The following is a 23,546-nucleotide window of genomic DNA, read 5'->3' on the forward strand; positions in this document are numbered from 1 at the left end:
CATAACTGTAGAGACGCGCCATAACTGTAGAGACGCGCCATAACTGTAGAGACGCTTCAAACAGCGCGTCTCTACAAAAGTTTAAAATATCAGGAGGTGAATGCCAGGGCTATTTCATTTTATGGATGACACCTTGGAAGAAATTGTAGGGCTAATAAACCTCTTAGAAAAGTCAAATTTATGAAAATAAAACCACAGATGGACACAGATGCACACAGATAAGTTATCTGTGTTAATCTGTGTGCATCTGTTGTTATGTCTATCTTTAAATCATACTTTTGCAAGGAGTCTAATCTGAGATCTTCCACCTGTTGCAACAGTGAGGAGGCGAAGTCTCCAAACCCTCGTTACCAGGTTGAACCTGGTAACGAGATATTAGAGCCTCTGGCTCTTGTTGGGTGCAAGATCTGAGTAATAGCCGAATTCCGTTTTAACTGACATCTCGCACCATTCTCAATAACTGTAGGGTGGTTCCACCTGGAAATGCCCTTGAAGCGGCTAGTAACGCTCTTAAGGCAGAGCCTCCTAAGGCTGCATTCCCAGCCTGAGGCTGGGAACGAGGCAATTGAATATAGTTTTTGTGGGGTGGGCATCTTGCCCGCTTTAAATCTAAGACGGGCGAGACGCCCATCTCACAAGAAAATTAAATTGTAATCCATTCAATTGAAAATCGATTTAAGCTATAAGTTGTGAAATTTGAGTTCTTGACAAATAGAGGAAGAATAAAATAACCCAGAGGTGACTGAAAGTATGACTAAGCTATTACAAGAAAGAAAATCAGCAGTCAATCTTTTAACGATATTTACTATTTTTACTTTTGGCTTGCATTTTGTGACCGTCATTTTTTTATTGTTTCAAGGTTTGCGTATTTACGAAGTTACTCAAAGAAAGCCCCTGACGTTCGTGCAACTTGTTGATGGTAAAGCAGTACCTCAAACCAACACTCTTGAACGAGAACCTGAAGCTATTCGTCAATTTGTCAGTAAGACAATGGCTGCTATGTTCGACTGGTCTGGAAGACTTCCAGCAGCAACGGTTGAAGACGTGACTAACCCCAAAGCTGATGCAGGAATACTTATTAGTACGTCACAAAATCTCACGAAAAGAGTTTCTACAAGTAGTTGGGTAGCGAGTTTTGGACTTTCAGAAGATTTTCGCCAAGGTTTCTTGGCACTTGTTGCGGATATGACGCCGCCAGAAGTTTTTTCTAAAAATAAGAACCAAGCGTTAACCGCGCAGTTAGCTATCCAGCGGGTTTATCCTCCTGAAAAAATCGCGCCTGGTCGCTGGCGAGTTGGTATGGTTGCTAATATAGTACAGGTGAGACGTACTGATAATAAAAAGTTATTAACTCCTTTTAATAAAGATTTTTTAGTACGCGCAGTAGATTCTTTTGAGCATCCCCTAGCAAACAGTATTACTCCAGTACAAAAAGCTATTTATAGTGTCCGTGACCAAAAGCTAGAAATTTATGAAGTCAGCGATTTATGTTTAACCAATCCCTATGATTCTTCGCCCCAAACTCGGTTACAACGCTGTAGCGACCTTCCCAATTCTAGTAGCTTTACAAGATAGGTAGGACATAATAATGTTATTTACTCCAAAAAACAACAAAACTAATATTCTTTCCATATTCGTTGTCGCAACATTTGGGTTGCATTTGTTTACCATATTATTGCTGATGTTTCATAGTTCTCTGTTGAAAAGGCTGAGTGGTAATTTACCACAAAGTTTAGTGCAACTTGTTGATGGTCGTGCCATAACAGTAGATTCCCAAGAAAATTTAGAACGCAATCCAGAAACAATTCGGCGTTTCGTTGGTGAAACAATGACCATGATGTTTACTTGGTCAGACAAACAACCACCACAAACAGTTTGGCAAACAACTTCAGAACTTTTAACGGGTGATATTAGGCGAAAAGTTCAAGCTGAAATTGCTCAAGGAATTCCTAAAAATGTTTTGGTGAATCCCGTGGGAGCAGAAAGTGTATTATTAGTTCGCAGTATTTCTCAGCCAGAGAAAATAGCTGATGGTCAATGGCAAGTAGACATAGCTGCTAATCGATTGATTTTTGCAGGTTATAATAACAAAAATGGGGAAGCAATTCCTTTTAATAAAAAAATATTTATTCGAGCATTAGATACACAAGCAATTAGCATACCCAATCCACAAAATCCTCTAGACTCAGCAATATACCGCCTCAACGAAGCGAGGCTAGAAATTTCTAATATTTGCGATATCCAAGATAAAACATGTGCTAACAAAATGATGGAAGTACAGAAATGACTCAACTACCAAGCCCTAAGAAATCCTCTAACAATTCCTCCAATTATGAAAATTCAGACGCTGAATTAAAAATTCCTCCACAGCAAGAAGGACAATCATCAGATTGGCATCAGCGGATGGCAAATTTGGTTGGTTTAGAAGAAGAAATTCCCCCACCCAAGGAAGAAAGCAGTGCTTCAGAGACTACTAGTAGTAGTAATGCTAGTAGTAATGACGAAGTACCACCGTCTCATCCATCCTCACTTCGCACACAACAACGATTCTCATCTAATCCTTTTGCCAAGGTAGCTGTAGTAGGTGCTGCTACCCTCTCTGGGGTTCTGATAGCTGGTATTTTTCTCTCTCAATTAATGAGTGGAAATAACAAACAGCCGCGAAAAATTTCGCCGACGATAACCCAGAATACGAATGAATTGAACAAAACAGAGCAATTAAAACCGGAACAAGAAATTGAGATCCTAAAAACAAAACTGGCATTAGCTGAACAAGCAAAGGCTGTGAAAGCAGCGCAACTACAGTTGAGAACTGTACGCCCTCCAACTCGGGCGACGCCAACTCCCACACAAACAAGATCTCAGCCACAACCTGTAACGCGCGTGGTGGTACAAAGAGTACCTACGCCAGCACGAACTGTTTACGTACCTCGCGTTGTCGAACGAATTGTTAGGGTTCCTCAGCGTGTAGCGCAGGTGAAACCTACTCCTACTCAGTCTCCTCAGCCTCCTCGGGCTACTCCGACTCCGACTCCTCAACCAACAGTCACTGCTACTCCAAGCGCAACATTTGAGCTTACCTCTGTACCAGAACTCGCCCCAATCCCAATGCCATCGGATGTAGGAGAAGCTTTATCAACAAATAGATCAATAACTCCAACACCAACCGTACCACAGGTAGCAAGTTCTCCTCCAGCTCCTTTAGCTTCTGAATTCAATTCCAGGGCTAGACAACCTCTTCCAAATAGAACAAACACAACAACGAATCCTCAGGAACAATCACTAGCCTCAAACCAGACAAAACAGTATGGTGGTAAAGCGATCGCAATAGGAACCAAGGCTAAAGCTGTTCTAGCGGCTGATATCACTGGAGAAGCAAATAGACCAGGAAGTAATAATAGTAGTAGTAGTAATAACAATAATAATAAAGATGACAGTCAATTTGTCGTGCGTCTCAAGGAACCATTGAAATCTGTAGATGGGGCGATCGCACTTCCTAAAAATACTGAATTAGTAGCTCAAATTAAGCAAATTACCGAAGGCGGATGGGTACAACTTTCTGTAGTTTCAGTGAATTTCCAAAATAACGGCAATATCACAGAAATTCGCCTACCTCCGGATGCAATAAAAATTCGCAGACCTGGAGGAAGACCGTTACTAGCTAGAAAATATCCTGACAAATCCGGAAAGATAGCAGGTAATGATACATTTTCAGGTTTGTTGGGGGGTCTCGGTCAAGTAGGAGATATACTTAACCGTCCTGAGACAAGAACTGAAGTCTACTGTACTAGGAGTAGGCGTGTTAATAACCCCAACAATAACAGCAATAACGACGAGAATGAGTATGAATTTTGTGCCCCAACTAGCCGAACTGAACAACAAAGAAACATCCCGGCTGCGATTTTAGAAGGCGCTAGTAAGGTGATCGTACCTCAGGTTAACCAGCGTAACCAACAAGCCACCCAAGAGATGATGAAAAGTAATATTTGGCACTTAGAGGCTGGTACAGAAGTTGAAGTGTATGCCAATAAAATCACGCGGTTGTAAGTTATGTCTTGTAGTAATTAAGTTAACTATTTAGTATAAAAAAATGACTATTCCCTAGAGCTTTTTGTTAGCCGCGCCTTACCCCACCCCGGTTTTGTCTTGCGCCAAAACCGCCGCTTCTTTTAGCAAGCTACGGTGTACACACAAGTCATCAAATGATTCAAAATTCCTTACAGCTATTTTCAGGTAAATAGACCACATTTGCCGTAGGGGCACAGCATTGCTGTGCCCCTACAGTGTGGTTCAAATACGTGAAAACTGCTGTAAGAACCTCACCCTGCCCTGTCGGGCATCCCTCTCCTTGTAAAGGAGAGGGAAAGATTTTAGCTGCGCTAAAAGGGAGGGTGAGGTGAAAAGCGATCTGCTGTGTTGTACACCGTAGCTTGCTAAGGGGTGGGGTAAATCAACGTGCAATAAACGCTTGAACGTGATTGTTGACACCAATTTGATACGCACGTTGCATCCATACGTATCACCTCACCCCGCCCTCACGGGCACCCCTCTCCGAACTCACGGAGAGGGGCAGGGGGTGAGGTTAAGAAGTCGGGAATCTGAGCATTTTGAGTTAAATATAATACATTGGATTCAACCGTTTCCTGTCCTGTTGTTTCTCGTACAAATCCTTGAGGGTATAACGTCCAAAAACTGCCATTGCTGCTTTTGCTGCTTCCTGCCAAACTTCTTGGATCATCATATTTTCCATTGTCGCTGATTGGGTTTGTTCCTTCTGTTCTTGGATACCAGAACCTTCCAGACAAGTCAAAATCTCCAAGATCGTGATTTCGTCAGGTGCTTTGCCCAATTGATAACCTCCTTTGACTCCCCGTTGACTGCGGACAATTCCACATCGCCGCAGTTGCATCAAAAGTTGTCCGAGATAGCGGTCTGGTATTTGCTGACAAGATGCTATTTGCTCTATTTGCAAGAATTCTCCCTGCTGATAACATCTAACCAGCTCTAGCAGCGCCAATAAAGAATATTTGATTTTAGAGGAAATTTCTATCATTTGGGGAAGAACGTCAGCTTTTCAAATATTACGATTTCGTAACAGATTTGTATAACTTTAGAGAAGGAGAAAGAAAAGTCATTGGCGAATATAATTCGCTACTACACAAGCAAAGTCCACCTCCGTGGACTAATGCAAAATTAAGCGCTAATTTCGCCGATCTTCGGGAGGCTAGCGGGGATCTTTGAGGGATGAACATGGCTAACCCAATCGTATTGAAGCCACTGTCACCTTGCTTCCTGCTTAAGTTTGGGTAGCAAAGTATCGGCTGTCGGCTGAGTTTGCACTCGTCTGTGATATGCCGCGCGATAAACTTGTTTGCAAGCTGCGGTAATAACATACTCCTATTCATATATTATGAAATACGGTATTCTTCCCAATTTACTGTAGTTTTTTGCTCTTTCATACAATCAAGTTAAAATTTTATCTGAGTGAATACGTTAATTGTCCAAAAAATTTACCTTGAACGTCTGCTGAATCTAGTAAATTTACTTAGGTGTAAGATTTTGCTACTCTGAGAAAGCAGACACCATGTTGCCATGAAACTGTCGCGCATTTCGAGCGCTTATTCTATGATTAGACCACAAATCGTAAGGTGTTCCTTGCCCATAAAAGTTTATGTGATCAAGCTGAGTTCTGCGTTCCTACTCTGCGGTCTTCTTCAACTCTTGTTTACTGAACACTATTAAAATATTGCCGTTTTCAAGTCAGTTATGAAAAAAATTAAAGCTTTTAACGGTGCTAGTAAACTCACTGCTCTTTTATGCCTGATAACCATTTTCCTTACGCCTTTTGTGGTTGTTAATGCAGGGGAACGGGGAGTATTGATGGAATTTGGAAAAGTACAAAACACGATATTAGGAGAAGGAATTCATGTTATTATCCCTGTCGTTAATACAGTTAAAAGATTGAGCGTTAGAGTTCAAAAACAGGATATTTCTGCTGAAGCTTCTTCAAAAGATTTACAGGATATTTTCACAGATGTAGCGCTTAACTGGCATATTATTCCACAGGAAGCAAATGCTATTTTTCAACAAATAGGAGATGAAAGGGACGTTGTAGACCGAATTCTCAACCCAGCAATTGAAGAAGTTCTCAAGGCGGTTATGGCAAAGTATACTGCTGAAGAATTAATTACTAAACGAGGAGAAGTCAAAGCTGAAGTAGACGATGCATTAACTGCACGACTGGCAAATTATCATATAGCAATTGATGATGTTTCGCTTGTGCATGTTCACTTTTCTCAGAGATTTGATGAGGCGGTAGAGGCGAAACAAATTGCCGAACAGGAAGCAAAACGGGCAGGGTTTGTCGCACTGAAAGCATCAAAAGAGGCAGAGGCAAAGGTTAATCTGGCAAAAGGAGAGGCGGAAGCACATAAGGTGCTGCATGAGACTTTAACTCCAGAAATCCTGCAAAACCGAGCATTAGATAAATGGGATGGGAAGCTGCCGTTAATTTTTGGTAGAGGTGAGTCAACATTATTCAATTTGAGCGAATTTTTCAAAGCTTATTAGTAAATCATCCGTGACAAGTTAATACTGTGATGCCTTTTTGAGAAGAATTCAGAACGCAGGATAGCGAAAAGTTTGTCTTTCGTGCAGTCTACTCCAAAATTAAGCGGTAGTCCTGAGCGCGATGGTGCAAAAGCACCCGAATCGGCGCGATGGCGCAGAGCCCAGCGCCGCAGGCGATCGCACGTTCAAACCACCGTGTCCCTAAAAGACTCAGTACCCCCATAAAGGCGATCGCGAAACCACCGCACCAATGAAAGCACCGAGTCTTGCTGTTTAAATGATCGCTTGACTGCTTATCAAAAAAATATTAACTTTTGTAAAGTTTAGCGTCACTCCCTCACATACTGCAGATAACTCAAAAGAGGGACAAGCAGAAGTAGGAAATTCTGGGAATGGAAATCACAATAGGTGAAAAATCGCCTAAATTCTAGAAAATCCTCGAAAAACAACGATTATCGTTTTTATTCTTTGCCCAAAAACCCAGATTCCCCTAAAATTATCGAAGCGCAAGGATGGATTGTCGATGCTAACGGTGATGTCATCCTTGTTGCCCAAGCACAGACGCTAAATCCTATCCCAATGTTCTCTTGTCATGCTCGGTAAACTTCGCAAAAACTCAGGGTTCTCTCAATACTGGCATTGCTTGAGCTTGGTTGCAATTCTGAACACAATTCCAGTAGAACCACTGCAAGCACAAGTCGTAAATACAACGCAACCATCAAATCAGCAACGCGCCCAAACCCCAAGCTCCCCACCCACTCCACGACGGCAGAACCAGCCACCTTCTACCCAGCCATTACCGGAACAGCCGCCTCCCTCCCGCCTACCGCCACCAGAGGAGTTACTTCCTCCACCCACCACAACACCCCCGAGTCCCGAACAAGCACCATTTGAGGAAACTCCCCAAACCATTACTGTTGAAAAATTTGAAATCACAGGCAGCAGTGTCTTTAGTCCAGAAGATTTTGCCAAAATCACCAAACCTTATACCAAACGACCGATAACACTTGCAGAACTTTACCAAGTACGTACAGAAATCTCTAACTTGTATGTTAGCAAAGGATACATCACATCCGGAGCCTTTATCCCACCGCAGAAGCTTCAGCGAGGTGTCGTAGAAATCCAGGTGGTTGAGGGTACACTGGAAGACATCAAAGTATCAGGCACACGCAGACTTAATCCTGGCTATGTGCGCAGCCGCCTTGCCCTAGCCACAGGCAAACCCTTAAATCGCGATCGCCTGCTGGAAGCATTGCAACTTTTACAACTCAATCCCCTGATTGAAAACCTATCCGCTGAACTATCCGCAGGTTCGCGTCCGGGAGTGAGTTTGCTAGAAATACGCGTCAGGGAGGCAGATACTTTTAACCTACAGATAGCCCTAGATAATGGACGTTCTCCTGCTGTAGGGAGTTTTCGCCGCCAAATCCAACTCAGCGAAGCCAATCTCTTGGGATGGGGAGATAGCGTCATCGCGGCTTACACCAATACTGATGGCAGCAATACCTTCGATTTTAGCTACTCTGTTCCCTTTAATCCCCGCAATGGCACTGTGAGCTTTAGCTTTGGAATTTCTGACAGCGATGTCATTGAAAGACCCTTCAATCAGCTTGATATCCAGTCGAACTCTCGCTACTATGAACTCACACTACGCCAGCCCATCATACAATCTCCAACTCAGGAATTGGCATTGGGTCTGAGTGCAACTCGCCGGGAAAGCGAAGCCAGTTTACTCAATGGCGAAATTCCCTTTCCGGCTTTCGGCGCAGATGAAGAAGGAAAAACGCGCGTAACCGCTTTGCGTTTTTTTCAAGACTGGACTTCTCGCAATAGCCAGCAAGTTTTTGCCTTGCGTTCTCAGTTCAGTTTCGGACTTGACGCTTTTGATTCCAAGAGTTTCGTTGCTTGGAGAGGACAAGCACAGTGGGTGCGCCTGTTGGCTCGCGATACCTTGCTGTTACTGAGAGCAGATGTGCAGTTGGCAGACCGACCGCTTGTGCCATTTGAACAATTTGGTTTAGGTGGTTTGGAAAGTGTCCGAGGCTACCGCCAAGACGCCTTACTCACAGACAATGGCATCTTTGCTTCTGCGGAAGTGCGAATTCCGATTGTCCGCTTCTCTGAACGCAACAATCTTTTACAAGTAACCCCCTTTTTCGATGTTGGCACAGGCTGGAACCGTTCTGGCAGAGAAAACAGCCCGAGTTCGGAGCTAGATGATAATACACTTGTTTCTGTAGGCTTAGGGTTGCGCCTACAATTAGAAAACCGCCTTACTGCCCGCTTGGACTGGGGTATTCCCATAATTTCCATCCCTGGGGATAAAGACACATGGCAGGAAAACGGTTTGTACTTTTCCATCATTTTCAATCCTTTTTAAAAAGTTAAAAGTTAAAAGTCAAAAATCAAAAGCCAAAAGTTAAAAGTCAAAAGTCAAAAGTCAAAAGTCAAAAAAATTTTTCTCTTCCTGATATTAAGTTTGGTTAATTAGTTATGATTTCCGTGATATTTCAACCCCACACGCCAGTCGCCTGCTGTCGGGAAACCCTCCTGCAGCGCTGGCTCCCCTTAATCCCCTCCCCGCTTGCGGGGAGGGGAGGTTTTGGCGCTCTTACAAACCGGGGTGGGGTTCTTCGGTATTTATAAGCGATTAAGCAAACTTGATATTACTCGCTCCTCATGCGTTTTTAATAAACAAAAGATATGAAAAGACACAATTCAATTCGGTATTACTTAGTTCTAGCTGTTGTTACCACTTCGTTGTGTGTCCTTGGTTCACCTGTGCTGGCGAAACTTCCTCCCTCACCTGCTCCCCCCGTTTCCTCATTCTCCCCACAGCAAGAGGGGAAAGTGTTGTACGACGCTGGACGATATGCCGAAGCCGTGCAGATATTGCAGCAAGCAGTTCAGCAATACCGAACGCAAGGGGATACCCTAAGACTTGCTGCAACCCTAAGTAATCTTTCCCTTGCTTACCAGCAACTCGGCGCGTGGACTGAGGCAAAGCAGGCGATCGCCCAAAGCTTAAATATCTTAGGATATCAACAGCAGGAGACGAGGGAGATGAGGGAGCAAATTCATACACCCCAAATTCTTGCCCAAAGCCTTGATATACAAGGTCGTTTGCAACTGGCGACGGGACAAACACAGCAAGCTTTGACAACTTGGCAGCAGGCTGAAAAGATTTATAGCAAGGCTGGTGACGCGAATGGCGTAGTGCGATCGCATATCAATCAAGCACAAGCATTGCGAACCCAAGGCTTTTACCGTCGTGCAGAAAAAACACTACAAGATGTTTATAAAATTTTACAATCACAACCAGACTCGTTAGAAAAGACAGTGGGATTGCGATCGCTTGGTGATATCCTCCAACTCGTGGGTAATTTGAAAGATTCCCAAGGTGCGCTACAGCAAAGTCTGGAAATTGCCCAACGCCTGCAATCTCCAGCAGAAATTGGTGCAAGTCTTTTTAGTTTGGGAAATAATGCTCGTACACAGCAGCAAAAACAACAAGCGATTGACTTTTATCAACAAACAGTTAAGATTTCCACCTCACCTTTAACAAAAGTCCAAGCGCAACTCAATCACTTAGACCTTCTTATTGAGGATCAACAATCACCACAAGCCCAAACTCTCATACCTTTAATTCAATCGCAACTGAACACACTGCCCGCCAGTCGTTCTGCTGTCTACGCCCGGATTAACTTTGCTCATAGCCTCGCCAAATTAGGCATGGAGGAGATGAGGGAGACAAGGGAGATGAGGGAGACAAAGCAAATAATTTCCTCCTCATCCTCCTCATCCTCTCCACCGCAACTCCTCGCCACCGCCGTCCAACAAGCCCGCAATTTGGGTGACAAGCAAGCAGAAGCGTATGCTTTGGGAAGTTTAGGTGGTTTGTACGAAAAAACTGGGCAGTGGTCGGAGGCGCAAAACCTGACCCAACAGGCGTTACTATTAGCACAAGCAAGCAATGCACCGGAGATTGCTTATCGATGGGAATGGCAACTCGGAAGGTTACGAAAAGCACAAGGAGATGTCAAAGGAGCGATCGCGGCATATGATGCTGCTGTGGATACTCTCCAATCCCTGCGAAGTGACTTGGTGGCGGTTAAACAGGATGTGCAATTCTCTTTCCGAGATAGTGTAGAACCTGTTTATCGAGAATCAGTGGAATTACTGCTGCAACTGCAACAAGGGAAACCTGATGAAAAAACTTTAGAAAAAGCTCGCCAGCGGATGGAAGCACTGCAACTGGCAGAACTAGATAACTTTTTCCGGGAAGCTTGCCTACAAGGTCAGAAAGTGCTGCTTGACAAAGTGGTAGACCAAGATAACCCCACTGCTGCCATTCTTTACCCGATTATTCTTCCCGACGAATTGCAAGTGATTGTTAAAATTCCTAAACAACCCTTGCGGCACTACAGCACCAAAATTAGCCAAGCAGAAGTAGAAAAGATTATCGGCGCAATGCGGCAAAATATTGTCCAGCCATCTGCCATTAAAGCATTTAGAACGCAGTCACAACAGGTTTACAATTGGTTGATAAAACCAATTGAGTCCGAACTGCAAACAAGTGGGGTAAAGACTTTGGTATTTGTACTGGATGGGGCGTTACGCAATATACCGCCTTCTGCCCTTTACAATGGTAAGGAATACTTGGTCGAGAAATATGCGATCGCCCTCAGCATAGGGTTGCAACTTCAAGATCCCAAACCACTAGTGCGACGGCAGCTCAATGCTCTCACCGCAGGGCTAACTCAACCCCCCCCAGGATACAGCGAATTTGCACCCTTGCCTGCCATCAAGAGAGAATTAAACCTGATAACCCAAGCCGGAGTCTCAACAACTAGCCTTTTGGATCAGCAATTCACCAAACAAGCTTTGGAAAGCAAAGTCAATGCTGTTTCCTTCAATATTTTGCATCTGGCAACCCACGGTCAATTTAGTTCCCGCGCTGATAAAACCTTTATTTTGGCTGCCAATGGTCCAATCAACGTCATAGATTTCGACAGTATCCTCCGCAGTCGGGATGAAAATAGACCAGAAGCAGTGCAATTATTAGTTTTGAGTGCCTGCCAGACAGCAGCAGGAGACAACCGTGCAGCGTTGGGTCTAGCTGGGGCAGCTGTTAAAGCGGGGGCACGCAGTACTGTAGCATCCTTGTGGCAGATTGATGATGAATCAACAGCACAGTTTGTTGGTACTTTTTATAAACAGTTGAAGAATGGCAATATTACCAAAGCTGAAGCTCTTCGCCTTGCTCAGCTACAACTGTTAAAACATCCTAACTACAACACACCCAGCTTTTGGTCTGCCTATGTACTTATTGGCAACTGGCTTTAACAGTGAACAGTACCAGCCGCAGTTATCAGTTAAATACGAGTGGTCGCGCGTCCCCCACCAAGAGCACCTTTATGCGTTGGTGGTGAGCCACTGCGGTCTTGGGGTTTCCCCAAGTAGAGCAAGTGGCGTTCGTCGAAGACGTGCCGAAGGCATACCCGGAGGGCGGTGAGCGCATCTCCCAAAGCGCCCGCCTGACTGACTCAGGACTCAGGACTGATAACTGCTTTAAGTCCAAAATTCTTTGGTAACAGTTTATTAGTGATTAGCTTTTTTTAACTAATCACTAATGATTAATAAGTAATTAATATTGCGTAAAGTTCATGACTCCGAGCGATAAATATCTAAGAGAGGATTCATCAGCGGGGACAAAACTATGACGCGCACCACCTATGAGCTAGAGGATTTTGCCTTAACGTTGCCTATTACCCAGGCAGCTCGCACAACTGCGCAGCAGTTTGCTTCAAACCAGCCTACTCCTGAAAAAGCCGAACAAGTCCTGCTGAATACGCTTTGCGTGTGGGTGGTGAATGACTACTTGGAAATGATGGGTATTCCCACTAACCTAACAGGCAGTGACAGTTGGAACCCAGTTATACGTTTGTGTGCCAATATAGCAGACTTGGAGTTGCCAGGAGTGGGTCGTCTAGAGTGTCGCCCCGTGCATCTTTCTCAACAGGCGTGTTACATTCCTCCAGAAACCTGGGAAGAAAGAGTCGGTTATGTGGTTGTCCAAGTGGATGAATCGCTTGAGGAAGCAAAGCTGCTGGGGTTTGTTCCCAATATGACAGCTGAACAACTACCTTTAAGTCAACTCCAACCCTTGGAAGATTTAATCGAACACCTTGCAAAACTCAAACAGACCCCAGCCAGGACTTTAGTGAATTTGAGCCAGTGGTTTACTGGTATCTTGGATAGCGGGTGGCAGAGCGTTGAATCGATATGGAACCAGCCACAATTTAGACCCGCTTATGCTTTTCGCAGTGGTGATACTGTTGAGCAAAACGCTGCCAACCAAAATGATGTATTTACCAGATGCGCAAAGTTGATTGATTTGGGAATCCAAATTGCCAACCAACCCGTCATGCTTATTGTAGAAATTAGACCAGAAGTTAACCAACAAACTAGCATTCGCCTGCAGTTGCGCCCGACTGGTCATCAAATTTACTTAATCCCTGGAGTACAATTGACGGTGCTGGATCAGTCTGGAGCAGTTTTTCTGGAAACTCAAGCTAGAAGTGCTGATAACTACCTACAGTTACAGTTTAGAGGTGAAAGCGCAGAGCAATTTAGCGTTAAGGTGGCACTCAATGATGCAAGTGTCACAGAACATTTTGTAATTTAGTCAAGAGTCAAGAGTCAAGAGTCAAGAGTCTCGTCCACTTGTCGCCACTCCTATTTCAATCATGGGTAAGTTAGTGGTTTTAAAATTTGCAGATGGTAGCTTTGAGCAGGGGTTTCCCGTGACGCTACAGATTGGTGAAGAAGATGAGCGTCCCTCAACTGAAATCACCGCGAAGTTACCTGCTGCCGTCGAAATGCCACTGTACTATAGCCACTGGCAGTCTAGCTATCGAAGGCTGAGCAACCGTTATCGTTTGTCTGCTGACGATATGCAGGTAACAAATGTATCCATCACCCAAGACTGCGATAACATTGCCCATATTTTGCGATCGCACTTCAACACTTGGCTGCGAACGGAGGAGTTTCGCCCGATTCGGGAGAAATGGCTAGAAAAATTGTTACCTACGGATGAAGTCCGGGTCATTTTACAAACCGAAAATAGTCAGTTGCAACTCTTGCCCTGGCATCTCTGGGACTTGTTGGAACGCAACCCCAAGGCTGAATTTGCCCTAGCATCACCAACCTACGAAAAAATTACTTACAAGAAAACACGTAATGAAAAAGTAAATATTTTAGCAATTGTCGGCAATAGTCAGGGGATTGACACTGAGGCTGACCGTGCTTTGCTACAACAGCTAAGAGATGCAGATGTCTCGTTTTTGGTGGAACCCCAGCGCAAGGAATTGACCGACTATCTGTGGGGGAAAAGCTGGGATATTCTTTTCTTCGCTGGACACAGTTCGAGTCAGGGGAAAGATGGAACTGGGCGCATATACCTGAATCAAACTGAGAGCTTGACCATCAGCGAATTACGGTACGCCCTTAGAAAAGCCGTGGAACGTGGGTTACAATTGGCAATTTTCAACTCCTGCGATGGATTAGGACTGGCGCGAGATCTGGCTGATTTGCAAATCCCACAGATTATCGTGATGCGCGAACCCGTTCCAGACTTAGTGGCACAGGAATTCTTGAAGTCTTTTTTAGAAGGGTTTGCTGGTGGTGAGTCCTTTTACCAAGCAGTGCGGGATTCTCGGGAACGGTTGCAAGGTCTTGAGGATAAGTTTCCCTGCGCGACTTGGTTACCAGTGATTTGCCAAAATCTAGCACAAGTCCCTCCCACTTGGCAGGAGATTACAGGTAAGGTTGAACTGCAACCGCCAGAAGTTACGCCACCTCAAAGCGCGCCTCCACCCAGATTCGCTGTAGCATTGTTGTCCTCGGTGGTGATGACTGCCTTAGTTTGCGGGCTGAGGTTTTTCGGGCTACTGCAAACGAGTGAACTCGAAGCTTTTGACCAGATGATGCGCTTACGTCCCTTCATCCTCCATGAAGAACCCGATCCACGGCTGCTAGTGGTGGCGATTGATGATGATGATATTGATGCTCAACGACGAAATGGCGAGAATGTGAATGGCAAATCTCTGTCAGACAAATCTCTCAATAAACTTTTGGAGAAACTCCAGCAGTACAAACCCCAAGCAATTGGCTTAGATATTTACCGCGACTTTAAAGCTGAACTCCCAGATTTAACCACTCGTCTTAACCAAACTGAACACTTGATTGGGATTTGCAAGAATAGCGATACCGCAACACCTGTCAAGGGTATTGCGCCGCCGCCGGAAATCCCAGAAGAACGCTTGGGATTTAGCGACTTTATTCATGATCCTGATGGCGTGGTGCGGCGACATCTCCTGTTTATGAACCAGGAACCTGTGTCTTCGTGTCATGCTACTTATGCATTCTCAGCCCAGTTGGCATTTCGTTATTTGCTTGCTGATAAAGGAATTCAACCAAAGCTAACTTCTCAAGGAGATTTGCAGCTTGGGAATACTATTTTTCCTGGTCTAAGCTCTCGTACTGGCGGATATCAGGGAATTGATGCCAATGGTGGTCAAATTTTGCTGAACTATCGTTCCTCCCAGAAGATTGCCGAAGAGGTGACGCTGACACAAATCTTATCAAATCAGGTTCATTCTAGTGCCATCAAAAACCGAATTGTCCTGATTGGTGTTGTAGCTAAAGGGGAGTCTCGTGACTATTGGGCTACACCATACGAAAATCAGTTTGATAAGCAAATGCCAGGAGTTTTTGTACAAGCACATATGGTCAGTCAACTCCTTAGTGCTGTCCTAGATAAACGTCCGTTGCTACGAGTTTGGTCATTGTGGAGTGAGGTCATCTGGATTTGGGGTTGGTCTGTGGTAGGAGGAGTTCTTGCTGTGCGATCGCTCCCCAGATTGGCAATCTTAGTCATTGTCTCCTCTGGAGTTCTCTACGTACTCTGTTTTGGTCTACTTATCCACGGATATTGGGTGCCGTTTGTACCTTCAGCTTTAGCACTAGTCGGAACGGTTAGCGTCGTTTTATTTGAAAATTCAAATTCAAGATTAGTTCTAGCAAATTGAGCTGGAATAAAATGCAGAACCTAACGCCTACAGCACTTTGGAAACGTGCTTAATTTATGGTTGAAGGTAAATAGTCGTAGTAAATAAAATTGTACATTTTCTACATGTTTGTGTCCCTAGTTAACAATTAATAGTTAACACTCAACAGTTAAAAGTGATTTATGAAAATGATTTCATATCCGATGAAACTGGTTTTGGGAGTGACTCTCGGCTGCTTCAGTTTGCTACATAGCACAACGTGGGTTCTGGCTGAGTCTCCTCAACAAAATGTAACCCAACGCTCCAATTCTTTATCACAGTCAAAACCGTTACCAACGACTTCTCGTAAGGAACGTTTGCGCCTTGTCCTACCTCCACTTCCGTCTGGACCCCCTCCAGGAGGTCGCCGCTATGGTGGAGCCAGACGGGGTGCGTGTCCAGTTGCGAATCCTGGACTTACTGCTCTAGTCCCTTTAACCGAGCAACCAACCTCGGTCATGAATGTTTGGGGATTGACTACAGTAGAACGCCCGACTTTTTGGTTCTACGCACCCTACGTCAAAGGTTCTGGCTACCCAGCTGATTTTGTGCTGCTTGATCAGGAATCGAATCCGGTCTATCGCCAGGATATTACCCTACCGAGTCAACCCGGAGTGATCAGTGTTTCTCTACCTACGAGTGCTCCCTCTCTGAGTGTAGGCAAACAATATCGGTGGTTCTTTAATGTTTACTGCGAGAGCCAAAAGCAACAAGCCCCTATTTATGTTGAAGGAGTGGTACAACGAGTCAACTTGAACGCGGCGATCGCCCAACAGATCCAGCAAGCACAGCCAACACAGCAAATTGCTCTTTATGCCAGCAATGGAATATGGTATGAGGCATTAACGACACTAGCACAACTGCGTCAGAACAGTCCCCAAGATGCAACTCTTCAGCAAGAGTGGCAGGATTTGCTTATCTTTGTCGGCTTGAATGACATTGCTGCAAAACCGCTTCTGCTGAAGAATTAACCCAAGCGGCTAACGCAAATTCACGAGACTTTTTTGGCGTACCACCTCGTCAATACAAGCTTTTAATTTTTCAGCCAGAACTGGTGATGCCATTATGGATAGATGATTACCAGGAACCTCATAAATTTCCAATCCTCCTGTAGCCATACCATCCCAGCCTAATTGGAGGTCACGGTAAACACCTGGGAGGGGCTGAGTGGCTCGGAACAAGATTGCGCGACCAGGGTAGACTTGCGGCACATACGCTCTTGTGTCTTTGCTGTTAGCTCGTTCAAACTTTTGCTGCTCCTGGGATAACTTATTTAAAGTATCCAGATACAAGCCACCAGTAAATAAAAGAGTGTAGTGACCACAAGAAGAATTTCTGAATATGAAGATGATTAAAAAGTTGAGCCATTTTTCCAGATAACTAACATTACTAGAGTTCTTTTTGTAGACATCAATTCGGTACTGAACAGGGTCTTGCCTGTTGAGTTCGTTGAGCTTTTGCTTCTCATCAAGAACCTGGTTGACATTCTCTTTAATTGCTTGTTGTTTGAACTGAGCCAGAATTTTTCTGGGTAAGTTTCTTAGCCTTGGTAGATAATCAAACACTGCCCAATTGAATACTGATAAAAATCTTGGTATTGGTGGCAGCAGTTTGGGATATTCTGGACCGAAGCTATCAAATAAGGCTAGTAGAGCCACCTTCTGACCTTGGGCAACGAAGCGCTGAGCGATTTCCCAGGATACAACCCCTCCCGCAGATAAGCCTGCCAGAAAATAAGGACCATCAGATTGGATAGTACGTATTTGGGCGATGTAGTGGTCTGCCATGTCCTCAATTCTGGTACTGGAAATTCCTGTGTCTTGCAAACCATAAACTGGTTGATCATCACCCAGAGACATTGCCAAATCTCGATATATAAGAACACTGCTGCCCAATGGAGCTATGCAGAAAAGAGGCGGTTTTGAACCATTTGGCTGAATTGCTACCAGGGAGGACGAGGGTGCTAACGATTCTTCCTGACGGATAATATCGGCTAGTTCCTCAATAGTTGCTGCCACCAAAAGGGTATCCAAGGGCAAATTTTTGCCAAAAGTCTTCTCAATTTGCGTGAACAATTGTACAGCATTCAAAGAGTCACCGCCCAAAGCAAAGAAATTGTCGTAAAGCCCTACCCGCTCAACGCCAAGCACCTCAGTCCATATTTCTGCCAGCACTTTCTCTACCTCAGTGCTAGGTTCGACGAAAGATATCCTCAGTTTGGTAGCCAATTTCTCGGCTAAACCAACGCGCTGTAGTTTGCCTGTGGGGCTTTTGGGAATTTCGTCAACAAACACTACCTGAGCAGGTACTTTAAAATCAGCAAGTCTGGTTGCTGCAAATTCACGAATTTCCCTTTGAGTGATGGTGGCTTTTTCCTGCAGTACAATGGCTGCTCCCACATCCTCACCCAAGGTAGGATGGGGTAGTGCAAAGGTGAGTGCTTGTGTCACTTCTGGATAATCTAGCAGCACTTCATCAACTTCACGAGGGGAAATTTTTTCACCTCCCCGATTAATGATTTCTTTCAAGCGACCTGTAATGAAAAGATAGCGATCGCTATCGAAATAGCCTTCGTCACCTGTCCTGAACCAGCCATTGTAAATGGCGTTTTGATTCGCTGCTGGATTATTTTCGTACTCAGACATCACATTGCCACCCCGAACGACAATCTCTCCGATTTCACCAGGTGAGAGTAAGTGACCAGCTTCATTCATGATGCCGATTTCTACCCCTGCGGCAATTCCTACTGAACCTGGTTTGCGTTGGCGTGGCGGTAAGGGATTGATTGATGTTATGCTGCCAGTCTCTGTCATCCCGTAACCTTCTAGCACCGGAGCGCTAAATAACTCCTCTAAGGCTTTCATGACCTTGACTGGTAAGGCAGCACCTCCAGAACGGATAAAGCGCAGTGGTGAACAGTGAGCAAGGCTTGTGTGCTTGTCTGCGGCTGCAGCCAAAACTGCTTGATGGATGGTTGGGACTGCTGTGTACCACGTTGGTTGCATTGCTTGCAGCCAAACAAAGAATTTAGAGGCGTCAAATCCAGAAGTGCAAGCAACGCTAGCTCCTGCACTTAGGGACGAAAGGATTGCCGTAATTAACCCTTGAACGTGAAACAGGGGCATGACATTCAGACAGCGATCGCTCTGCCGTAGTTGCAATGCTGTTCTAATGTTGTTAGCTGCGTTACATAAATTAGCCTGCGTTAGTGGCACTATTTTGGGTCGTGAAGTGGTTCCCGATGTATGCAGAACCAAAGCAACATCCTCTGGTTGAGCAAAAGCGTTGCTGACTGCGGGCAACTTGGAATCACCCACAAGCTGAAAAATTCCAGCCTCTGCCTCCAATGGCTCTAGCTCAATAATGGGCATATGACGAGCCTTTGCCACTGCTCTGGCGGGTGAATCGACTCCCGATTGCACAATCAGCGCTTTAGCATTTAAATCGTCGAGGTAAAACTCAAACTCAGGCGCAAGATAGGCTGGGTTTAGGGGGACACTTGTGGCACACGCAGACACCGCCAAAAATGCTACCGCCATTTCTGGACCATTGGATAACACAATTGCAATGCGCTCGCCTCGACCCAAACCCATTGAATTCAAGGTTTTGACCGTGTCTTGGATGTGGGTATATAGGCGACTATAGGTGAGTGAAAGACGATCTTGTGCTGCGATCGCTATTGAGTGAGGATTTTGTTCGGCTTGTTCACAAAGCAACTGACCAATTGTCAAAACCTGTAAAATTCTGCTTGTAGGCTGCATCTCAGTTTCCTATGTATATACAAGGACAAACAGACTAAATGGCTGCTATCTAAATTTTTTTCAGACAGCCAAGGTCGATGCTTCCTGATTAAAGACCGAGGCGAAATTTTCCTACTTCAAAAAATCTCTTGAGTAATTACACGCAAAAATGATTTTCGTGTCATTTTATCGCCCTTCTCCTGTCGCAGACGCTACGCGTGCCTCGCTTCGCGAGGAGCTTACGCGCTTGGCGGAGCCTGCGCTTTGCGCTTACGGGCAAGGCAGCTATGCTGTAGGGCAAAGCCCTTCCCAAAGGGTGGGCAGAGAACACAAGGGAAGAATTCAGTTTCAGTATTGCCTTCTGCACTCGCGGTGCGGCACGGCTACGCCGTAAGTCAGCAAGCTTCCACTCTCGGCACGAAGTGTGTCCGTGCCTCTGCGCATGACCAGCTGAGTGCTAAAGCACACGCTGAGTCCTTTCCTTCGGAACGCTACGCGTATGCCTAGCGGCACGCTTTGCGCTTACGGAGGCGCAAACGCGTAGCGTGTCCTCTGAACATAGGACTTACGTACTTCTGTCTTTCTTCAAAGACACTTCGCCACCATTAATACATTGCAAAAAGATTTCAAGTATCATCACGTTCACAAAAAAATAGGATCTAAGCACTCTACAAATCAGTCATCATGTGGTTGTTCGCTGTATCAAACAGCACAATTAAGCTGCTTATCAAAAGCAGTATTATCAATCTGAACATTTCATCCAAAATTGTGAAAGGTAGTATCCTTATCATGCTGTTAGCGTACCTCCTGCAGAGGTACTGAGTCGCTAGCATGACAAATCTCGCGTTGGCAAAGCCTGTGCTTTGCGCTTACGCTAACGCGGTTGCATATAAAGGCAGTCAGAATCATCGCAAAGCGAGTTGCGTAAAGTAGTGCAGCGTAGACGCATGCCTCCTGTCGGCAAGATAAATCGATATCGCCACACGCGACACGTTCGCGATATGTGTGTTTTGCTCTCAGCGGCTTCCCGTAGATAGTAGAGGAGGCTTGCTAAAAGCTTGAAGGGTAGACTACACTTAAGGATTTCGACGAGCGATAGCGTAGGTGTAAGCGGTGACAATGACAAGCAAGCACTAGTTGGTCTCACTTGTTCAACGACAAGCGTTATGTAGGTCGTTAAACATCATAACATTATGTAGGTCGTTAAACATTATAACGTTATGTAAGTCGTTAAACATTATAACGTTATGTAGGTCGTTAAACATTATAACGTTATGTAGAGCGTTAAATCATGAAAGTGTTGCTAGGTTGTGGGAGTTCATCTATCATTTGATGGAGTTGAAATGCTATGTTACGGGAAACTACTACAAAAGCGAGCGTCAAGCGTACACGAGTGTAACTATAATTGTCAGCATGAAATTCCAACTGTTCCTAGCATCTTTATTTTCCCATATCAAAGGACGCCATTGGTGGCTTGGTATCGTCATCTGGATCGCTCTGGTTGCCCCAGCTCAAGCATCTGTCATCTTGCGCGTGGCGATTGAAAGAGACGTCAAACAGGTAAAAGTCGGTAGTTCTACAACTGCAGTTGTCAAGGATAGCAGCGGTCGTACTCTGGGACAGTTGCCAGGAATGAGTGCTTATTATGCCCAAGCAGTTCCTGGTGGAGTTGCTTTGGATAAGTGGCAATCTAACTTATTTTGGGTTGAGCCAACAGGTAAGGGATTCGTTTATATAGGCGATCGCTGGTATCGGGGCAGAACTCTTGTTGTTCCCTCAGAAAAAGGCTTATCTGTTGTGAACTGGGTTGATTTGGAAGAATATCTCTACAGCGTAATCGGTGGCGAAATGGACTCCGGGTGGCCTTTAGAAGCCTTAAAAGCTCAAGCGATCGCCGCCCGTACATATGCTCTTTACGAGCGCGAAAAACAACGCAATAATCCCATTTACGATTTGGGTGATACACCTGATCGTTGGCAAATTTACCAAGGCGTCAACAGTGAATCTCGTACCACCTTAGCCGCAGTTGATGCTACAGCCGGGAAAGTACTTACTTATAGAAATAGGATTATTCTTTCTGTCTTCCACGCGTGTTCTGGCGGACACACTGAAAACTCAGAAGATGTTTGGGGAAGTCGCGAACCATACCTACGTGCTGTTCCAGACTTTGACCAAAATATCAGCGAATGCAACTGGATCAGAACTTTTTCCCCTACGGAAATCAGCGCCCAAATTCCGGAAATCGGCAATGTCAAGCAAATGATTCCTGAGAGTACATCACCTTTCGGTAGCGTCACATCTCTGAAAATTGTCGGCGATAAAGGCCAGAAAGTCCTGAGGGGCGAGGATGTGCGTACAGCTCTAAAGCTAAAAAGCACCCGCTTTAACGTCAGCAACGGGAATGGAAGCTTTACACTTAGAGGACTTGGCTATGGTCATGCTTTGGGCATGAGCCAGTGGGGAGCCTACAATCTAGCAAAGCGCGGATACAATCACCTACAAATTTTGAATTACTATTACAAAGGTGTTGCTCTAGCGCCTATTCAGGTTAAGAAATAGCCGAAGAGGATGCTGTCGGATGCTGTCGGATGATGAGGAAATTATTTCCTTTGTCTCCCTCATCTCCCCTGCTCCCCTGCGCCGGATGCTGTCCTACTCCCCACTCCCTCGCTGCAGGCGTTTTTGCCATTCAGCGTCAATTTGTTCAGAACGTTCTACTTCCTGTTCTAACAAGTCAGTTTCGGTAGAGTAGACCAAATCTTCATCACCAAGGACTTTTTCTGCGGCAAACTGCTGAGCATAAGCTATTTTTTGCTGCAAAACAGAGTCTGCGCTTGCTAGTTGTCTTGCCCGGGATAGGCGATCGCGGTTGCGTTCAGCAATTTTGCTATTGCGCCACTGAATCCAGAAATACCGTATTAACGGGACAACTAAGAAACCTGTTCCGTAAGCCAATAATAGCCAATAAATCCCATGTACAAAAGCGACTAGTCCACCGACTTGGGCGGCTACCGTACCATCTCTCAGCAAACTCAAGAGCACTAATGCACCGACAAAATTTGCAATACCCAACCCTGCACTTAGCAGAATTTGTCCTGAAGTTGCCGCACTAAAGCGCCAAGGAAATTCTTCCAAATACGCTGAAAGAGGCTGACGGTACTTTTTGGCAGCACTTATCTGCAACTCTGGGAAGTAATAAACAATCTGCCCATCAGGACTCACCTTGGGTTGCCCGTTAAAGCGAGTCAGAACCGGCAGCATATAATCTTCGTACTCTTTTGCAGAACCTTCTCCAATATTATCTAGATATGGTGCAATTTGTTCGGCGACTACGGCACCTTGGTTGTTACGAATTACCGTAGCAATTTCTTGCCAACGGCGTTCTTCTAACTTGGCATTAGGGTTGCCATCGCCAAACAAAAACGAAAAGACAGCTTCAAAAAAATTCAGATTGCTTTTTTCCCGACGTCTTTCCCTCTGACGGGTGTCATAATCTGGGCTAAGATACCAGAATAAATCTGGGAAATAGAAAAACCCACCACTAAAATTGCCACCCCTATCGTTGCTATCGCGGTCTGAGTTGGCAGCGGTGATGATTAAGATAATGGTGATAGTTATCAGGGCGATGGAAACAATCAAGAAAATTCCAAAGGAAATCCTAATTAGGTAAAACAGAACGCCCCAAAGCTTTTTCCACCATTCCTGTAACCGTAATTGCAAATATTTATTACGTAAAATTGCTCGAAAGTTTTTTGGAAATAAGTAAACAATATCACCCGTATCAGAAACTTGTAAATGTCCGCCAGCTTCAGTTGCAAGAGCTAATAACCCTTGATTTGCCAGCGCAACATTTAATCCAGCCTGAGTTGCCACGTCTCCAACAGTGACGCGGTAACCTAATTGTTCCACAGCTTGCATGATGGTGGGATTGGGAGCCATCGCTCTTCCCTCGCAGCGAAAAATACTCTTACTTCTTCCAGTATAAAGTTTGATTTTTAAGAACTTGGCAAGATGCGACGAGAGGCAATGTCTTGCTTTTATTAAAAATTGCAGAAGCTAAGGCTGGCTTTGCAGACGAAGGAAAAAAACGTTTACATCGCTCTTTCCATTCCCTCAAAAAAGAAAA

The 23,546-nt window shown here is 44.9% G+C and carries 17 protein-coding genes; 12 read left to right on the forward strand and 5 right to left on the reverse strand.

What is annotated here, in order from left to right:
* Positions 1-430 precede the first annotated feature (430 nt).
* Positions 431-631, reverse strand: a complete 201-nt coding sequence (locus AACT52_RS41595; protein WP_158054520.1) for a hypothetical protein — start codon at positions 629-631, stop codon at positions 431-433.
* A gap of 119 nt (positions 632-750) precedes the next feature.
* On the opposite strand from AACT52_RS41595, the gene AACT52_RS33395 reads away from it, so the two are divergent.
* Genes AACT52_RS33395 through AACT52_RS33405 form a run of 3 tightly spaced genes read left to right on the forward strand, consistent with a single transcriptional unit; the run spans position 751 to position 4,047 of the window.
* The gene (locus AACT52_RS33395; protein WP_073628074.1) at positions 751-1,575 is read left to right on the forward strand and encodes a hypothetical protein; all 825 of its coding nucleotides are present in this window, start codon (positions 751-753) and stop codon (positions 1,573-1,575) included.
* A 10-nt stretch (positions 1,576-1,585) separates the two neighbouring features.
* A complete protein-coding gene (locus tag AACT52_RS33400; RefSeq protein WP_443216606.1) occupies positions 1,586-2,287 on the forward strand; it encodes a hypothetical protein in 702 nt (233 codons plus the stop codon).
* Positions 2,284-4,047 carry a hypothetical protein gene (locus tag AACT52_RS33405; RefSeq protein ID WP_073628078.1) on the forward strand — a complete coding sequence of 588 codons (1,764 nt, stop codon included), beginning with the start codon at positions 2,284-2,286 and terminating at the stop codon, positions 4,045-4,047. Before AACT52_RS33400 ends, AACT52_RS33405 begins: the two co-directional genes overlap by 4 nt.
* 565 nt (positions 4,048-4,612) lie before the next feature.
* On the opposite strand, the gene AACT52_RS33410 is transcribed toward AACT52_RS33405, so the two are convergent.
* A complete protein-coding gene (locus AACT52_RS33410) occupies positions 4,613-5,053 on the reverse strand; it encodes an RrF2 family transcriptional regulator (protein WP_073628079.1) in 441 nt (146 codons plus the stop codon).
* Positions 5,054-5,766: 713 nt separating this feature from the next.
* Here AACT52_RS33410 and AACT52_RS33415 point away from each other — a divergent pair.
* Positions 5,767-6,570, forward strand: a complete 804-nt coding sequence (locus AACT52_RS33415; RefSeq protein WP_073628081.1) for a prohibitin family protein — start codon at positions 5,767-5,769, stop codon at positions 6,568-6,570.
* Positions 6,571-6,658: 88 nt separating this feature from the next.
* Here AACT52_RS33415 and AACT52_RS41600 read toward each other — a convergent pair whose 3' ends face one another.
* Positions 6,659-6,793, reverse strand: coding sequence for a hypothetical protein (locus AACT52_RS41600; RefSeq protein ID WP_445263938.1), 135 nt, complete (start codon positions 6,791-6,793; stop codon positions 6,659-6,661).
* Positions 6,794-6,978: 185 nt separating this feature from the next.
* On the opposite strand from AACT52_RS41600, the gene AACT52_RS33420 reads away from it, so the two are divergent.
* The 7 genes from AACT52_RS33420 to AACT52_RS33445 all read left to right on the forward strand — a co-directional run bounded on the left by AACT52_RS33420 (position 6,979) and on the right by AACT52_RS33445 (position 16,651).
* A complete protein-coding gene (locus AACT52_RS33420) occupies positions 6,979-7,173 on the forward strand; it encodes a hypothetical protein (RefSeq protein WP_073628083.1) in 195 nt (64 codons plus the stop codon).
* On the forward strand, positions 7,163-8,950 hold the full coding sequence (locus tag AACT52_RS33425) for a ShlB/FhaC/HecB family hemolysin secretion/activation protein (RefSeq protein WP_073628085.1): 1,788 nt from the start codon (positions 7,163-7,165) through the stop codon (positions 8,948-8,950). Before AACT52_RS33420 ends, AACT52_RS33425 begins: the two co-directional genes overlap by 11 nt.
* Positions 8,951-9,273: 323 nt before the next feature.
* Positions 9,274-11,916 carry a CHAT domain-containing protein gene (locus tag AACT52_RS33430; RefSeq protein WP_073628087.1) on the forward strand — a complete coding sequence of 881 codons (2,643 nt, stop codon included), beginning with the start codon at positions 9,274-9,276 and terminating at the stop codon, positions 11,914-11,916.
* Positions 11,891-12,085, forward strand: a complete 195-nt coding sequence (locus AACT52_RS41605; protein ID WP_143172721.1) for a hypothetical protein — start codon at positions 11,891-11,893, stop codon at positions 12,083-12,085. Before AACT52_RS33430 ends, AACT52_RS41605 begins: the two co-directional genes overlap by 26 nt.
* Before the next feature lie 204 nt (positions 12,086-12,289).
* Positions 12,290-13,258 (forward strand): DUF1822 family protein, encoded by a 969-nt coding sequence (locus AACT52_RS33435; protein WP_073628089.1) that lies wholly within the window; start codon positions 12,290-12,292, stop codon positions 13,256-13,258.
* Positions 13,259-13,319: 61 nt separating this feature from the next.
* Complete coding sequence (locus AACT52_RS33440; RefSeq protein ID WP_073628091.1) at positions 13,320-15,662, forward strand: CHASE2 domain-containing protein; 2,343 nt, start codon at positions 13,320-13,322, stop codon at positions 15,660-15,662.
* 161 nt (positions 15,663-15,823) lie between these two features.
* Positions 15,824-16,651, forward strand: coding sequence for a DUF928 domain-containing protein (locus tag AACT52_RS33445; RefSeq protein ID WP_073628093.1), 828 nt, complete (start codon positions 15,824-15,826; stop codon positions 16,649-16,651).
* 9 nt (positions 16,652-16,660) lie between these two features.
* On the opposite strand, the gene AACT52_RS33450 is transcribed toward AACT52_RS33445, so the two are convergent.
* A complete protein-coding gene (locus tag AACT52_RS33450; RefSeq protein WP_073628095.1) occupies positions 16,661-19,441 on the reverse strand; it encodes an AMP-binding protein in 2,781 nt (926 codons plus the stop codon).
* Between the two features lie 1,392 nt (positions 19,442-20,833).
* Between AACT52_RS33450 and AACT52_RS33455 the strand changes: the two genes are divergently transcribed.
* A complete protein-coding gene (locus tag AACT52_RS33455) occupies positions 20,834-21,979 on the forward strand; it encodes a SpoIID/LytB domain-containing protein (protein ID WP_198940834.1) in 1,146 nt (381 codons plus the stop codon).
* A 93-nt stretch (positions 21,980-22,072) separates the two neighbouring features.
* Here the strand turns inward: AACT52_RS33455 and AACT52_RS33460 are convergent, their stop codons facing one another.
* Entirely contained in the window at positions 22,073-23,359 is a 1,287-nt protein-coding gene (locus tag AACT52_RS33460; RefSeq protein ID WP_073628097.1) for a hypothetical protein, read from the reverse strand.
* Positions 23,360-23,546: the final 187 nt, after the last annotated feature.

Origin of the sequence: Scytonema sp. HK-05 (genome assembly GCF_963872035.1) — a bacterium.
Taxonomy (GTDB): Bacteria; Cyanobacteriota; Cyanobacteriia; order Cyanobacteriales; family Nostocaceae; genus Kalymmatonema.